Genomic DNA, 14,393 nt, shown 5'->3' on the forward strand with positions numbered 1-14,393 from the left:
TGCGCGCGAGCGTCTCTCACTCAGGGACGGTGAAGTACGCCGAGAACGCCGCGACGACTTCTTCCTCCGTCACACGCCCGTCCCCGTCGGTGTCGAGCGAGCCGCCCGCGGCGCTCGCGACGTCCGCCGGGACGCCGAGGGCCCTGAGCACGCGCTCGACCTCCTGCGGGCTGACCGACCCGTCACCGTCGCCGTCCGCGACCGAGATCACGGCGTCCAGGAACGGCCGCGCGATCTCCGCGAACCGGGCCGGGTTGTCGCGCAGACGCTTGACCGCGCCGCCCACGAACTCCGGCTTGGTGATCCGCTGGTCACCGTCACGGTCGGCGATCCCGGCCATGCCCTGCCAGAAGGCCTCGGCCCCGATGTAAAGGGCCTGGCCCTTCTCGGAGCGTGCCGTGGCGCCGAACTCGCTGAGCAGGGCGGCGGTCGCCGTGCTGAAGTCCTCACGGGAGATGTAGCCGTTGCCGTCCTGGTCAAAGCTGGCGAAACGGGCCGCGATCCTACGCTCGTACTCGGCACTGTCCATGGTGTTCGGGCCGCCTCACTTCTGCGGTTGGGTGCGTGTGCACAGGGGGTTCCCTGGGTGTCTCTGGCAGCGAGCGTACGTGTTCGGCGACCACCCGGAGGCCGGAAGCCGACGCTTGTGCCAAGACCGGGACAAGAGAGGTTGTACCAGGAACCGATCCTTGATGATCTTTTGGGTCTCCCTTGACCTTCCCTCACCCGCAGTGGAGGACGTGTCCTCACGCTGCCACGCTCCGTGTTTCAAACCTCCCGGTTGGCATGATCGAGTCAAAGATCATCTACGTGCACGCAAAGCGAACGCACAGTGATACACGGCCAACAGTCCGTGCGGACGAAATTGCAACTGCCGCTGTCGGCCATGGGTGTTACGTTCCTGCCTCCCTTGATCAAACAAGGGGCGACCAACAAAAACGGGAGAACACAAATGAATCGAAAGCTGGCCGTCGGTGCCCTCGCGGCAGGGCTCTTTCTGACGGGTGCGGGGACCGCTTTCGCCACCGCGAGCGGGGGCAACGGGGATGTCGAGGCGACCGCCTCGTGGCACAAGATCCCGACGCTGTCGAGCAGCGGCGTCAAGTTCAAGAACGGTTACTACAAGTTCGAGGCGCCGGGCGCCAAGCACGGTGCCTTCCACTGGAAGGGCGACCTGCAGGACACCTCGGCCGGTGACGGCCACAATGTCTACGTCCAGGTGAAGGTCGAGGGTTACGACTGGAACCGGTTCAACGGCAAGCAGAAGCGGACGGTCCACAAGGACAAGCTCGTGTGGGACGGCGCCGCTCGCTACACCAGCGACGCATGGATCCGCGCCTGCCGTGACCGGGGTTCCTTCCACCCGGACAACTGCTCGACGACCAAGCACTACAAGCGGTAGTCACCACCGGCACACAGCGGCAGCACTGACCAGCTGCCACGCATGCACACCGGGCCCGGACCCCCGCTCCGGGCCCTTCGCCTTCTTGGGGGAAGCGATCAGTACGTCGAGCAGCACGTCAGAAGTCCTCAGCGCCACGGGAGTCGACCTCTCCTACGGTTCCACTCCCGCCGTCCGCGATGCCCATCTGACGCTGGCGCGTGGTGAGATCGCGGCGATCACCGGGGCGAGCGGCTCCGGGAAGTCCTCACTGTTGTACTGCCTCGCCGGTGTGCTGCCGGCCGCGCGCGGTGAGGTGCGGTTCGAGGGGCGGGCGTACGGCGGGCTCGACGACGAGGACATCAGCGCGCTGCGCCGCGAGCGCTTCGGCTTCGTCTTCCAGTACGGCGAGCTGCTCCCCGAGCTGACCATCGAGGAGAACACCGCGCTGCCGCTGCGCCTGGCCGGACAGCGCAAGCGCCCGGCGCTCAAGGCCGCCGCCGAGGTACTCGACCGGCTCGGGATCGCCGACCTGCGCGAGCGCAGGCCCTCGCAGGTGTCGGGCGGGCAGAGCCAGCGCGTCGCCGTGGCGCGGGCCTTGGTGCACCGGCCCGCGGTCGTCTTCGCCGACGAGCCCACCGGCTCGCTCGACAGCGCCAACGCCGCCACCGTCCTCAAGGAGTTCCTGGGCCTCGCCCGCTCGCAGGGGACCTCCGTCCTGCTCGTCACGCACGACCCCACGGTCGCCGCCCAGGCCGATCGCAACTACTCCATGGCCGACGGAGTCCTCACCGCGAAGGGCGCCTCCGCATGAGCGAGTTCCTGCTCGGCCTGCGGCTGCTCTTCGGCTCCGGGCGCGGCACCCGCGTACGTTTCCTGCTGATGACCCTCGGCGGCTCCCTCGGGGTCTGCTGCCTCGCGCTCGTCCTGACGATCCCCTCGATCCTGGGAGCCCACGACGGACGGGCCGCCGACCGCGACCCACAGGTCTTCGCCGGCAAGAGGTCCGGGCAGCCCACCCTCGTCCTGGAGCGCACCGATCCGCACGGCTCGAAGCCGTTCAGCCGCGTCTTTGTCGCCCGCGGCAAGGATGCCGACAGGGTGCAGCCTCCGCCCGGCCTGAGCGAGCTCCCCGCTGCCGGCGAGGTGTACGTCTCCCCCGCACTGCACGATCAGCTCCGCCGCGAGCCCGGCCTGAAGGGGCTGCTCCCCGGTGCGGAGAAGGGGCTGATCGGCCCCTCCGGCCTGACCGACCCGAACGAGCTCTACGCCTACGTCGGCACCACGCGATCCGACCTCGCCGACGACGCACGCGCGTTGAAGAGCTTCGGTTCCGAGCACCCGCCCACCACGGCCGTGGAGAAGTCCACCCTCGACATCCTGCGCTTCACCCTCGCCGCCCTCGTGCTGCTGCCGCTCGGCGTCTTCCTCTCCGTCTGCGCCAAGCTCTCCGCCGCCAGCCGCAACCGCCGCCTCGCCGCGCTGCGCCTCCTCGGCCTGAGTGCCAGGGGCACGCAACGCGTGAACGCCGCCGAGACCGTCGTCGCCGCCTTCCTGGGGGCGCTTCTCGGGCTCGGCGAGTTCTGGCTCCTGAACCAGATCATGGCGAGGACCGGGCTACCGGGCCTGAAGTGGTACCCGGCCGACGGCGCGCTCTCCGCGTCCACCGTCGCCGTCTGCCTGATCGGCTGCACCGCGCTCTCCTGGTTCGTGGGCCGGGCGAGCGCCCGCGCGGCGGCCACCAACCCGCTGAGCACCCGGCGCACCGCCGCCCCGCGCGCGCCCCGCGTCTGGGGTGGCCTGCTGCTTGTCACCGGGCTCGGCATCGTCATCGGCTACTGCGCGACCGGCCTCACCGACCACCCCGCGCAGAGCACCGGCATCAACTCCCTTCTGGTTCCCGGCGGGGTGCTCCTCACCGGGCTCGGCCTGGTGCTGGTCATGCCGCTGCTCTCGTACGGCATCGCCACGCGTCTGGCCCGCTCCGGCAACCTCGCCCTGAGCCTGGCCATGCGCCGCAACGAGGTCGAGCCGGGCAGCGCGATGCGCGTGGTCACGGGACTCGTCCTGCTGGTGTTCTCGGCGTCGCTCGCCCAGGGCGTCCTGGTCGAGGAGCAGCAGATCACCCGCTCCGACTCGCCCGTCCAGGAGTACGGCCTGCGGCTCTCGCAACTCGGCGAGGAGCAGCAGGCGAAGCTGCGGGACATCCCCGGGGTACGGGCGGACGCGATCGTGATGGAGCCGCACACCGACCCCACCAAGGAGGGCGGCGACTGGCAGGCCCCCGCCCTGGTCGCCACCTGCGCACAGCTCGCGAAGCTGGTGGAACACTCGGCGGGCTGCGAGGAGGGCAAGGTGCTCCGGCTCCAGGACCCGAACGTGTCCGAGTCCCCCCTCAAGCCCTCGACGTACGTGCTGAAGCAGCAGGACGGCAAGCGGACCTCGCTGAAGGTGAAGGTGCCGAGCGCCACCGTCCTGTTCGAGGGGTACGAGGTCACCAACATGCCGAGCCCCGGCCTCCTGGTGCCGCCCTCCGAGCTCCCGGCGCACGCCCTGCCCGCCGCGGCCACGCTGGTCCTCACGAGCAGCTCGGAGCCCGGCACCGTACGCGACGTTCTGGACCGCATCGGCGCCGTCGCGCCCACGGCTGACGTCGACCCGGCGGGCATCAACATCGACGGCCTCCAGCAGATCACCGTGATCGAGACGCTGCTCGCGCTCGGCATGGTGATGGGCCTTGTCATCGGTGTCGCGGCGTTCCTGGTCTCCGTCACCGACCGAGCCGTGGAGCGCCGCCCCCAGGTCACGGCGCTCTCCTTGATCGGCGCGCGGGCCCGCACCCTGCGGCTTGTGCAGTGCACGCAGGTCGTACTGCCGCTGGCCGTGGGCCTGCTGCTCGCCCTCGTCGCGGGGAAGCTGGCGGAGTCCGCCTATCTGGTCACCGGCGGCGGCGAGATCTTCTGGGACGGGGCCGGGGTTCCGCTGCTGGTCGCGGCCATGGCCGGGGTGCTCGTCCTGGCGGTCGTGGGGACGCTGCCGCTGGTCGGGCGGCGCATCGACCCGGAGCTGATCCGGCGGGACTGAGGGACGGTGTGGCTGGCGGGCGGTGTCACGCCGAGAGGGGGATTGCCTCGTCGTCGACCGCTGCCGTGACGTCGGGGAAGACCTCGAAGAGGCGGCGTACGCCGAGGGCCGCCAGGACGCGGTTCACGTGGGAGCCGTCCTCGGCGCCCTTCGCGGGCAGTATCAGGCGCAGGCGGCCCTGGCAGGAGCGGAACAGGCGGCGTGTGGCGATCAGCACGCCGACGCCGCTGGAATCGCAGAACAGCACGTCGGAGAGGTCGAGGACCAGGCTGTGGCGGCCGTCGGCCACGGCGTCGTGCACGCGCTGGCGCACGACAGGCGAGGTCACCAGGTCCATTTCGCCGGACACCCGCAGAACGGCCCAGCCGTCCTGCTCGTCCACGGCCACCTGCAGCGTCACTCGCACGCCTCTCGCTCGCTGATACCGCTCGCTCGTAGCTCGCCGATGCGGAAGCCTTCCCTACGCTTCCTACGTCGCGGCTGCCCCAGCTCCTCCCCATGAAACACCAGGAACACCGCTCCCTATCATCCGAGGCCGGGAGCATGCGCACTTTGCCTTAAAGGGAGTGCGTTGTCGGTGGTGGCGACTACATTCGACAGAGGGTTTCGGGACGAGCAAGGATTCTGGACGAGCAAGGAACGGCACGCGCAGAGGGGGCCGCATGGCGAAGGACGCGCCGCGCCGCTGGGACCGCCGCATGCAGCAGCGGCTGGCGCACGGTGAGGCGGCCGCGCTCGGCGAGTTGTACGACCACTTCGCCTCGCTCGTGCACGGCCTGGCCCACCGCGTGCTCGGTGACGAGGACGCCGCAGACCGGATAACCCGCGAGGTCTTCGCCCACATCTGGGAGAACCCCGACGCGTACGACCCGAAGCAGGGCCCCCTGCGCTCCTGGGTCGCCACGCTCACCCACCAGCGGGCCGTCCGGCGCCTTCGCCAGACCGAGTCCGCCGCCCTGGCCCGCGGCGGGGAAGGAACCGCGGAGGATCTCGAGCGCAAGGTCCGCCGCGCCTCGGCCGCCGCCCGCGCGGACTACATCGTCACGGCCATGCCCGCCCCGCTGCGTGCCGCCCTGGAGCTCGCCTACTTCCAGCGGCGCGACTATCGCCAGACGGCCGCCGACCTCGGCGTGACGGAGGACGAGGCGCGCCGCCGCCTCCGTCTCGGCCTGCAGCTGCTCTCCACCGCGAACGACGCGGCGAGCCCGGCGGAGCCGCACCCCGCGCCGGGGGCTCGCCCCGGTTACGGGAGGGCGCTGTGAAGGGCCCCGACCGGCAGGATCCCTTCGAGGAACCGGACCTTCCGGAGAACGGCGGCGGTGCGGGAGGTCCCGGCGGTCCCAGAGGTCCCGGCGGCGCGGACGGCCCCGGCGACGGGGACTCCCGCCGGCCGCCCCGCATACCGCTGCCCCGCGCCTCCATAGAGGACACGGGACACCCGCTGCCCGACCCGCCGCTCGCCCTCGACCACCGGGTCCTGAAGTCCCTGCTCGGGGCCTGGGCGCTCGCCGCCTGCTCGGTCGAGGAAGCCCTCGCCGTCGAGGTGCACCTGGGGCACTGCGGCCCCTGCGCGGAGGAGGCGCTGCGGCTGCGCGACGCGGTGGGCCTGCTGCATCAGGAGGAGAGCCTCGACCTCGACCCTGGCCTGCGCAACCGCGTCATCGAGAACTGCCTCGGGCGGCGCCCGCCCCGTATCCCGGTCCCCGAGTGGGCCGTTCCGTACGACGCCGAGACCGCCCGGCTCGACGCGCTCCTGAAGGACATCGGCGACTCGGAGTGGCACGCTCCGGTGCGCCTGCGGTGGTTCGACGCGGATCACCCGGTCAGCCGCAAGACGACGGTGGCCGGGGTGATCGCCCACCTCCTCGCCGTGGACGGCATGGTCGCGCTGGCCCTCGGCCTCGACGACCCGCTCGGCAGGGAGACGGCGCCTCGGTCCGACCCGGGCCACCGCACCGAGGCGTACTGGCGCGCCTCGTACTTCCCGCCGACGCGCGCGGTGCGCGGCCCCTGGCGCGAGCAGTCCCACGAGCTGATCCGCACGGTGTCCTTCACGGCGGGCGGCCCGCACGGCTCCGGCTCCGGCGGCCTCGCCGTCCCCTACAGCGCCCCGGACGAGCAGGGCCGCCGCGTCGAACTGCCGCTGCGGGACTCCATGCTGGACCGCGCCTTCGAGTGCTGGATCCACGCGGGCGACATCGCGGAGGCGGTCGACTATCCGTACGAGCCGCCGTCGCCGCGCCATCTGCACCGCATGATCGACCTCGCCGCCCGGCTGCTCCCCGGCACGCTCGCCGAGCGCCGCCGCTCGGGGCTCGCGGGCCCGGCGCACGGCCTGGTGGCGGCGGGCGCCCCGGGCCGCAGCCTGCGCCTGGAGGTGGAGGGCATGGGCGGCGGCGAATGGTTCATTCCGCTCGACTCCCCCGGCGCCAGTGCGTCGGCGGACCGCGAGGTGGCCCATGTCGCGCTGGACGGCGTCGAGTTCTGCCGCCTGGCCGCGGGCCACGTGTCTCCGCAGGAGGCGGCAGCGGGTCAGGTCGGGGACCGCCAGGCGATCAGGGACGTGCTGTTCGCGGCGGCGTCACTGAGCCGTATGTGAGTCCCGCGCGGGACCCCGGAGGGGTCAGGCGAAGACGACCGTGCGGTGGCCGTTGAGCAGGATCCTGCGCTCGGCATGCCACTTCACGGCGCGCGCGAGCGCCTGGCACTCCACGTCCCGGCCGATCGCGACCAGCTGGTTCGGCGTGACGCCGTGGCCGACGCGCTCGACCTCCTGCTCGATGATCGGGCCCTCGTCGAGGTCCGCCGTCACATAGTGGGCGGTCGCGCCGATCAGCTTCACACCGCGCGCGTGCGCCTGGTGGTACGGCTTCGCGCCCTTGAAGCTCGGCAGGAAGGAGTGGTGGATGTTGATGATCCGGCCGCTGAGCTGCTTGCAGAAGTCGTCCGAAAGGACCTGCATGTAGCGGGCCAGGACGACGAGCTCCACGTTCTCCGCGCGCACGAGTTCCAGGATCTGCGCCTCGGCCTGCGCCTTGTTCTCCTTCGTCACCGGGACGTGGTGGAAGGGGATGTCGTACGAGGCGACGAGCTCGGCGAAGTCCGTGTGGTTCGAGACGACCGCGGCGATCTCGACCGGCAGCGCGCCGATGCGCGAGCGAAAGAGGAGGTCGTTCAGGCAGTGCCCGAACTTCGACACGAGCAGGACGACGCGCATCTTGTCGTCGGCGCGGTGCACCTGCCAGTCCATGTGGAAGGAGTCACCGATCGCGGCGAAGCTCGCCCGCAGCTTCTCGACCGTCACCGGCGGCTCCGCCGAGAAGTGGACGCGCATGAAGAAGAGCCCGGTGTCGTGGTCACCGAACTGCTGGCTGTCCTCGATGTTGCAGCCGGTCATGAAGAGGTAGCTCGACACGGCGTGCACGATGCCCTGCTTGTCCGGGCAGGAGAGGGTGAGGACGTACTGCTCAGCGGGGGCGGGGACGGGCGCGGGGACCTTCTCGTTCATGCGCCCAAGGTTCCCACAATCAGGGCACCCCACGGGACCACGGTCCAAGCCCCGGACGGGGAAGTGCCTAGCTCGCCGACCGGGTGAGGATGCGCAGGACCTCAAGTGTCCGGGGAGCCTCGTCGGGGTTCTCCCCGTCACTCGCGGCGAGCCGCACATGGGCCTCGCGCGCGGCGCGGACCGCCTCCGGCCACCCCGGGTGATCGAGATAGGCGGACACCAGCGCGTCCGGGCCCACCTCGTGCATGATCCGCAGGACCCGCAGCACCGCGGTGTCGACGAGGGCCGCCTCCTCCGCGTCACGGAAGATCGTCCCGACGTACTTCTCGGCGGACCAGTTGTCGAGCCACGTGTCCTCGACCAAGCGGTACACGGCGTCGGTCACGTCCCCGTACTCCTCGCGCCCGGCGAGCCAGCACTCACGCTGGAACCCCGGGTCGGAGAGCATGTGAAGAGCCGAGCGCACGTTGCTGCGCCAGCGCCACCATGGCATGTCGTTCGTTGGCATGCCGCCCATGGTGCTTGAGCGACGGCCGCGACGGGAAGAGTTCTCCGAACCTTGCACGGTCATCGATCGTACGTTCCCCCTCGACGCAGCCGAATCGGCCCCTGTCATTCACCTTCTTGTCACCATGCGTTGAGAACGCGTCACTCCATGGTTGGCACTGCGGCGGAATCGTGCAGGACCATGCCCGTCTCGCGACGCACGTTGCTCCCCCGCCCCTCCAAGACCGCAATCCTCACCGCGACCGCCCTGGTGGCGGCGGGTGCGTCCCTGACCACCGCGTGCGGGGTCATCCCTGGTTCCACGGGGGGATCCAGGGAAGACCCCGTGACCGTCATGACCTGGGCCCCCGAGAAGACCAAGGCCACGAACAAGCCCGGAATCCCCGCGATGGCGCAGGCCTACGCGCGCTGGGTCAACGCGAACGGCGGCCTCGACGGCCGCGAGCTCAAGGTCATCACCTGCAACGACCACAACGACCCGGTGGGCGCCGCCGACTGCGCCCGCAAGGCGGTCGACGAGGAGGTCGCGGCCGTCGTCGGCTCCTACAGCCAGCACGGCCGCTCCTTCCTCTCCCCCCTCGAAGTCGCCGGCATCCCCTACATCGGCGGGTACGGCGTCACCGACGAGGAGTTCAGCAGCCCCCTGTCGTATCCCGTCAACGGCGGCGAACCGGCGCTCATGGCGGGCAACGGCCGTCAGCTCGCCGGCCGCTGCGAGCGTGTCTCCCTCGTACGCCCCGACACGATCGCCGGCGACGACCTCCCCGGGCTTCTGGACGCGGGCCTCGCCGAGGGCCGCCACAAGCCCGCCGCCGACATACGGGCACCCGAGGACGGCACCGACTTCACCGCGCAGGCCGAGCAGGCGCTGGAGCGCGCTGGCACCGGGGGCTGCGTGACGGCGGCCCTCGGCGAGCGCACGGACACGTTCTACGACTCCTACCGGCGCACCGAGGACGCGTACCCGACCGCGAAGATCTCCTCCGTGCTCGGCAGCGTCGACCAGTCCCTCGTCGACCGCACGGGCGGCGGCAACGGACCGTACGAAGGCGCCTACCTCACCGGCTGGTACCCGGCGGCCAGCGATCCGCGCTGGGACGACATGCGCGAGGTCATCCGCCGGCAGGCATTCGGCGACAACCGGGTCGACCCGACGGACGCGGGCGTGCAGACGACGTACATCGCGTACACCGTCCTCAAGCAGACCGTCGAGTCGCTGGAGGGCGGCGAGGTCTCCTCGCGGACGCTGCGGCGGGCCCTCGACGAAGGGCTCAAGGTGGAGACGGGCGGGCTCACGCCCACCCTGAGCTGGCGCTTCAAGGACATGCTCGCGGCCAGCGACTTCCCGCGCCTGGTCAACGCCGACGTCACGTTCCAGATGGTGCGCGACGGCCGCCTCGTGCCGGCGCGCAAGGGCTTCGTGAACGTCTCGAAGACGCTGGAGCAGGTGACGTAACCCGCTCCGCGGCCTCGGCGACGCGTCAGAGCTGTGACTTGTCGCGCGTGGTGAGGCCGTACTGCTTGGCGATGGCGTTCCACAGCCCGGCCGCTTCCTGCTTGGCCGTGGTCGCCTCGCCGCTCGACTTGTTCGCGGCGACCGCCTGCGGCGTCGTGCGGGCGTGGCCCTTCTTGCAGCCCTTCTTGCCCGCGACCTGGCCCGCCCACGCGGCGTAGTGGTTGTCGGCCGCGGCGGACGCCTTCCACGCCTTGGTGAGGGAGGCCGTCAGCTGGGCGTTGGCCGGGAGCTTGTCCACGGAGAGCTGTGAGAGGCGCGTGACCAGGCCGTTGCGCTGCTTGGCCGCGTTGCGCAGATCGGTCGCGGACTGGGCGAGGTCGGTGCACTTTCCTACGTTGCGTACGGCGCCGATCACCGAGTCACGGCTGTTGTTGCTGTCGGCCAGGAGCTTGTCCAGGGCGACGGCCTGCTCCTTGGCGGGGTCGACGGAGGGCGAGGGTTTCTCGTCGGCGGGCGCGGACTCGGAGACGGTCTGCGGACTGTCCTTCTCCTCGTCGCCGCCACCGCCGCTGAGGAGGGCGCCCGCTCCGACGCCGACCAGCGCGATCACCACTCCGACGGCCGCGAAGAGCGGCACCTTCGACCCGGTGCGGCCTCCGCCGCGTGCCGCGGGGGCCGCGGCGGCGGCCCGGCGTGCGGCCCGGCCGCCGCCGTCGCCACCGCCCTGGCCGTGGCCCGCGGGCTGCGGCGGCTCGAAGCGGGGCATCTGCTGGGTGGACGCGGGGCCTTCGTCTTCCGCTGCCTCGGTGCGGAAGAGGCTGTCGAACTCGGCGGGCGGCTGCCGGTCACCCGGGGCGCCGGGCCGTATCCCGAAGGGTGCCTTGCCGGGCTCGGCGGGCACGGGGGCGATGAACTGCGTGGGCTCGTTGTCGGAACCGGCCGCCGGGGGCATCGGCGTGCTGCCCAGAAACTGCGTGGCTTCCCCGGCGGGCGCCTCGGGCGGCAGGGCGCCGGGGGCGACGGGGGGTATGTACTGGGTGGCACCTTCGTCGACGCCGGCGCCTGCGCCAGCGCCTGCGGCGGGCGTGGCGGGTATGTACTGCGTCGCGTCCGCGTCACCCGCACCGGCGGGCGCGAGCGGCGCGAGACCGCCTGCGACGGGCGGCAGGGGGGCGCCACCGGAGCCACCGGGAAGCTGCCCCGCCTGTGCGGCGGGCGGAAGCTGCCCGGCTGGGGGAAGCGGCTGCCCCGACTGCCCGGGGTACGAGGCGTTGGAGGGTTGGCCGGGGTACGAGGCGTCGGCGGGCCGGCCGGGGTAGGAGGAGGCGTTGGCGGGCTGCCCGGCGTGGGCGCCACCTGCCGCCTGTCTCGCGTGCGCGCCGCCCTGCGGCAGACCCGCGGGCTGACCGCCGTGCGACTGCGCCGCAGGCTGACCGCCCTGCGCATGACTCACGTGCTGGCCGCCCTGGGACTGCGCTGCGTGCTGGCCCCCCTGGGACTGACCCCCGTACTGCCCGCCCTGGTGGCCCGCGTGCTGGCCGCCCTGAGCGTGCCCTGCGTGCTGGCCGCCCTGAGGCAGACCCGCGGGCTGACCGGCGTACGACTGCGCCCCGTGCTGACCGCCCTGCTGCTGCCCTGCGTGCTGGCCACCCTGCGGCTGACCCGCGTGCTGCCCACCCTGCGGCTGACCCGCGTGCTGCCCACCCTGCGGCTGACCCGCGTGCTGCCCACCCTGCGGCTGCCCTGCGCGCTGACCGCCCTGAGGCAGACCCGCAGGCTGACCGGCGTACGACTGCGCCCCGTTCTGACCGCCCTGCGGCTGCCCTGCGCGCTGACCGCCCTGAGGCAGACCCACAGGCTGACCGGCGTACGCCTGCGCCCCGTGCTGACCGCCCTGCGGCTGCCCTGCGTGCTGGCCACCCTGAGGCTGACCCGCGTGCTGGCCACCCTGGGACTGGCCCCCGTACTGCGCACCCTGCGAAGGCCCCGCAGGCTGCCCCGCGTGCTGACCGCCCTGAGCGTGCCCCGCAGGCTGACCCCCGTACTGCCCGCCCTGTGGCTGGCCCCCGTACGGTGCGCCCGCGCCCTGCGCCGACCCATAAGAACCGTCCTGCGGCTGGGCCCCGTAAGCGCCGCCGTAAGCACCGCCCGAAGCCTGACCGCCGTACGTACCGTCAGGAGCCTGACTGCCGTACGAACCGCCCTGCGGCTGACCGCCGTACGTGCCCTGACCCCCGTACGAGCCGCCCGCAGGACCGCCCCCGTACGCAGCGTCCTGTGCGTAGTCCTGGTGCTGGGCGCTCTCGGCGGGCGAGGGGGTGGTCGTGCCGTACTGCTGCTGGGGGGCGTCCCAGGGTTGGGCCGAGCCGGGGGGCGGGTCCGCAGGGGTCGGGCCCCACGGCTGGCCCCAGGGGCTGCCGCCCGCGGGGGCCACGTGGTCGCCGGTGGTGCCGGGCATCAGGGGCTCGCTTCCGTCGGCAGGCAGCACGATGCCTTCGTGCGCGTGCCGGTCCGCGGAATGCGGATCGGAGGAAGCGGCACCCTGCCCGCCTTGCTGCGTCACCGGGACTCCTACGAATGGGGGACCTACGGAACCGTCGGCTCACGCTACCGGGTCGCCACAGCCGTCTGCCACGCAGCTCAAACCTCCGCGACCGCATCAATCGCGGAAGTAACAAAAGCTCTCCGCGAAACGCTGATTACGTCACCAGGGAGTTTCGAACGCGCACGGGAGTTGCCGTTCACGGTACGGAAAGGGCCGGGACGGGCCACGTTCACCGGAGCGCGACACACGTCACAAACCCTTCACGCACCCGATCCCGCACTCTTTCACGCCGCCTGGACGTCCATCCGCGCCCCGAACTCCCTTACCACCGGCTCCTCGCGGTAAGGAGCGAGCCGCTGCTGAAGGTCCTCCAGATACTCGGCGCCGCGGTTCGACCGCAGCGTGCCGAGCAGTTCGACCGCCTTCAGGCCCGTGTGGCACGCCTGCTCGATGTCACGCCGCTGCACCTGCGCCGTGGCGAGCAGGACCAGGCCGATCGCCCGCCGCCGCGCCCGTGTCTCCGGATGCCCCGCGAGGGACTCCTCGGCGCTGCGGGCCGCCGCGTCCGCCTGCCCCAAGTCACGGTGGCAGTGGGCCAGTTCGTCGGCCAGGTAGGCGTGGTCGAAGTGCTTGATCCACACCGGGTCGTCGCCCGATTCCGCTTCCCCGGACGCCCGGTCCATCGCCTCGACCGCACGGCCCGCGACGACCTGCGTCGAACGCCCGTCCCCGAGCAGCGCGTGCCCCCTGGCCTCGGCGGCGTAGAACATGGCCTCCGCGCGCGGGGTGACCCGCCCGCGCGTCCCCTCCTGGGCCGCCCGCGCCAACTGCGCGATCTCCCGCGGGTTCCCGAGCTGGGCCGCGAGGTGGCTCATGGACGCGGCAAGTACGTAACCGCCGTACCCGCGGTCTCCCGCTGCCTGCGCGAGGCGCAGCGCCTGGATGTAATAGCGCTGGGCCAGGCCGGGTTGGCCCGTGTCCACCGCCATGTACCCGGCGAGTTCCGTCAACCGTGCGACGGCGGCGAACAGTTCACGCCCCACCGCCTCGCGGTAGGAACCGGCGAGCAGCCCCGACACCACGCTGTTCAGGTAGTGCACGACGACCGGACGCACGTGCCCGCTGCCGTACTGGTGGTCGAGTTGCGTCAGGGCGTCCGTCATGGCCCGCACCGCCGCCACGTCGGAGAGCCCGACCCGCGGGCCGGCCATCCGGCCGACCTGCGCGTCCGGCGACGAGATCAGCCAGTCGCGGCTCGGCTCGACGAGCGCGGACGAGGCGACGGACGAGCCGGACAGGAAGTCCCGCCGCCCCACGTCGCTGCGCCACAGCTCGCAGACCTGCTCGATGGCGCCGAGCACGGTGGGCGAGAACTGCAGACCGACGCCGGAGGCGAGGTTCTTGCCGTTCGCCATGCCGATCTCGTCGATCGTGACGGTCCTGCCGAGCTTGCGGCCGAGGGCCTCCGCGATGATGCCGGGCGCCCTGCCGCGCGGCTGCTGACCGCGCAGCCACCGGGCGACCGACGTCTTGTCGTAGCGCAGATCGAGACCGTGCTCCGCGCCGCACATGTTGACCCGGCGGGCCAGGCCCGCGTTCGAGCAGCCCGCTTCCTGAATGAGTGCCTGCAGCCTTTCGTTGGGCTGCCGCGCGACGAGCGGCCTTGCGGCCATGGCGTACCCCCTGATGTGCACCGTGGTTCATCTGGACGGACCGGACAGAGGGGCCGGAATCAGCCACCCCAGATGATCAATGCCCTTGGGACAAACGGAAGATGCACCACAAACGGACGATAAGTCGGTAACCGAGTCGGTAACCGACGACAACCGGGCTTCTTCGGAGTGCCCCAGCCTTGGCTACCCGCACATGGAACCCATTCCCCATGCGCGCCCCCGCCCGTGCACCCATGCGC

At 71.7% G+C, this 14,393-nt stretch carries 13 protein-coding genes; 7 read left to right on the plus strand and 6 right to left on the minus strand.

Annotated features, from left to right (window positions below; genetic code table 11):
* Positions 1 to 16: 16 nt before the first annotated feature.
* The gene (locus tag ACZ5U5_RS22470; protein ID WP_469024400.1) at positions 17 to 529 is read right to left on the minus strand and encodes an EF-hand domain-containing protein; all 513 of its coding nucleotides are present in this window, start codon (positions 527 to 529) and stop codon (positions 17 to 19) included.
* A 423-nt stretch (positions 530 to 952) separates the two neighbouring features.
* Between ACZ5U5_RS22470 and ACZ5U5_RS22475 the strand changes: the two genes are divergently transcribed.
* From ACZ5U5_RS22475 to ACZ5U5_RS22485, 3 genes are all read left to right on the plus strand, one after another.
* Positions 953 to 1,402: a hypothetical protein gene (locus tag ACZ5U5_RS22475; RefSeq protein WP_469024402.1), complete on the plus strand. Its 450-nt coding sequence runs from the start codon at positions 953 to 955 to the stop codon at positions 1,400 to 1,402.
* An 85-nt stretch (positions 1,403 to 1,487) separates the two neighbouring features.
* On the plus strand, positions 1,488 to 2,195 hold the full coding sequence (locus ACZ5U5_RS22480; protein ID WP_469024404.1) for an ABC transporter ATP-binding protein: 708 nt from the start codon (positions 1,488 to 1,490) through the stop codon (positions 2,193 to 2,195).
* Positions 2,192 to 4,465 (plus strand): ABC transporter permease, encoded by a 2,274-nt coding sequence (locus ACZ5U5_RS22485; RefSeq protein ID WP_469024407.1) that lies wholly within the window; start codon positions 2,192 to 2,194, stop codon positions 4,463 to 4,465. Before ACZ5U5_RS22480 ends, ACZ5U5_RS22485 begins: the two co-directional genes overlap by 4 nt.
* 25 nt (positions 4,466 to 4,490) lie before the next feature.
* Here ACZ5U5_RS22485 and ACZ5U5_RS22490 read toward each other — a convergent pair whose 3' ends face one another.
* Positions 4,491 to 4,865 (minus strand): STAS domain-containing protein, encoded by a 375-nt coding sequence (locus ACZ5U5_RS22490; RefSeq protein WP_363211865.1) that lies wholly within the window; start codon positions 4,863 to 4,865, stop codon positions 4,491 to 4,493.
* A 262-nt stretch (positions 4,866 to 5,127) separates the two neighbouring features.
* On the opposite strand from ACZ5U5_RS22490, the gene ACZ5U5_RS22495 reads away from it, so the two are divergent.
* Positions 5,128 to 5,727 carry a sigma-70 family RNA polymerase sigma factor gene (locus ACZ5U5_RS22495; RefSeq protein WP_469024410.1) on the plus strand — a complete coding sequence of 200 codons (600 nt, stop codon included), beginning with the start codon at positions 5,128 to 5,130 and terminating at the stop codon, positions 5,725 to 5,727.
* The gene (locus tag ACZ5U5_RS22500; RefSeq protein ID WP_469024413.1) at positions 5,724 to 7,064 is read left to right on the plus strand and encodes a maleylpyruvate isomerase mycothiol-dependent enzyme family protein; all 1,341 of its coding nucleotides are present in this window, start codon (positions 5,724 to 5,726) and stop codon (positions 7,062 to 7,064) included. Before ACZ5U5_RS22495 ends, ACZ5U5_RS22500 begins: the two co-directional genes overlap by 4 nt.
* Positions 7,065 to 7,088: 24 nt before the next feature.
* Here the strand turns inward: ACZ5U5_RS22500 and purU are convergent, their stop codons facing one another.
* The gene (gene purU / locus ACZ5U5_RS22505; protein WP_469024415.1) at positions 7,089 to 7,973 is read right to left on the minus strand and encodes a formyltetrahydrofolate deformylase; all 885 of its coding nucleotides are present in this window, start codon (positions 7,971 to 7,973) and stop codon (positions 7,089 to 7,091) included.
* Between the two features lie 67 nt (positions 7,974 to 8,040).
* Positions 8,041 to 8,544 (minus strand): SCO4402 family protein, encoded by a 504-nt coding sequence (locus ACZ5U5_RS22510; RefSeq protein WP_469024417.1) that lies wholly within the window; start codon positions 8,542 to 8,544, stop codon positions 8,041 to 8,043.
* 117 nt (positions 8,545 to 8,661) lie between these two features.
* Between ACZ5U5_RS22510 and ACZ5U5_RS22515 the strand changes: the two genes are divergently transcribed.
* Positions 8,662 to 9,936: an ABC transporter substrate-binding protein gene (locus ACZ5U5_RS22515; protein WP_469024420.1), complete on the plus strand. Its 1,275-nt coding sequence runs from the start codon at positions 8,662 to 8,664 to the stop codon at positions 9,934 to 9,936.
* 25 nt (positions 9,937 to 9,961) lie between these two features.
* Here ACZ5U5_RS22515 and ACZ5U5_RS22520 read toward each other — a convergent pair whose 3' ends face one another.
* Positions 9,962 to 11,389 (minus strand): hypothetical protein, encoded by a 1,428-nt coding sequence (locus ACZ5U5_RS22520; RefSeq protein ID WP_469024423.1) that lies wholly within the window; start codon positions 11,387 to 11,389, stop codon positions 9,962 to 9,964.
* Between ACZ5U5_RS22520 and ACZ5U5_RS22525 the strand changes: the two genes are divergently transcribed.
* A complete protein-coding gene (locus ACZ5U5_RS22525) occupies positions 11,381 to 12,826 on the plus strand; it encodes a hypothetical protein (protein WP_469024426.1) in 1,446 nt (481 codons plus the stop codon). The genes ACZ5U5_RS22520 and ACZ5U5_RS22525 overlap by 9 nt on opposite strands.
* Here the strand turns inward: ACZ5U5_RS22525 and ACZ5U5_RS22530 are convergent.
* On the minus strand, positions 12,766 to 14,154 hold the full coding sequence (locus ACZ5U5_RS22530; protein ID WP_469024429.1) for a transcriptional regulator: 1,389 nt from the start codon (positions 14,152 to 14,154) through the stop codon (positions 12,766 to 12,768). The two genes, ACZ5U5_RS22525 and ACZ5U5_RS22530, sit on opposite strands and share 61 nt — an antisense overlap.
* Positions 14,155 to 14,393: the final 239 nt, after the last annotated feature.

The sequence above is a fragment of the Streptomyces sp. NPDC033177 genome, assembly GCF_055577715.1.

Bases quoted from the DNA above. Each gene is read 5' to 3' on its own strand.
- ACZ5U5_RS22495 (WP_469024410.1), top strand. From the start codon at position 5,128: ATGGCGAAGGACGCGCCGCGCCGCTGGGACCGCCGCATGCAGCAGCGG.
- ACZ5U5_RS22530 (WP_469024429.1), bottom strand. From the start codon at position 14,154: ATGGCCGCAAGGCCGCTCGTCGCGCGGCAGCCCAACGAAAGGCTGCAG.
- ACZ5U5_RS22515 (WP_469024420.1), top strand. From the start codon at position 8,662: ATGCCCGTCTCGCGACGCACGTTGCTCCCCCGCCCCTCCAAGACCGCA.
- ACZ5U5_RS22475 (WP_469024402.1), top strand. From the start codon at position 953: ATGAATCGAAAGCTGGCCGTCGGTGCCCTCGCGGCAGGGCTCTTTCTG.
- ACZ5U5_RS22470 (WP_469024400.1), bottom strand. From the start codon at position 529: ATGGACAGTGCCGAGTACGAGCGTAGGATCGCGGCCCGTTTCGCCAGC.
- ACZ5U5_RS22525 (WP_469024426.1), top strand. From the start codon at position 11,381: ATGACTCACGTGCTGGCCGCCCTGGGACTGCGCTGCGTGCTGGCCCCC.
- ACZ5U5_RS22485 (WP_469024407.1), top strand. From the start codon at position 2,192: ATGAGCGAGTTCCTGCTCGGCCTGCGGCTGCTCTTCGGCTCCGGGCGC.
- purU (WP_469024415.1), bottom strand. From the start codon at position 7,973: ATGAACGAGAAGGTCCCCGCGCCCGTCCCCGCCCCCGCTGAGCAGTAC.
- ACZ5U5_RS22510 (WP_469024417.1), bottom strand. From the start codon at position 8,544: ATGACCGTGCAAGGTTCGGAGAACTCTTCCCGTCGCGGCCGTCGCTCA.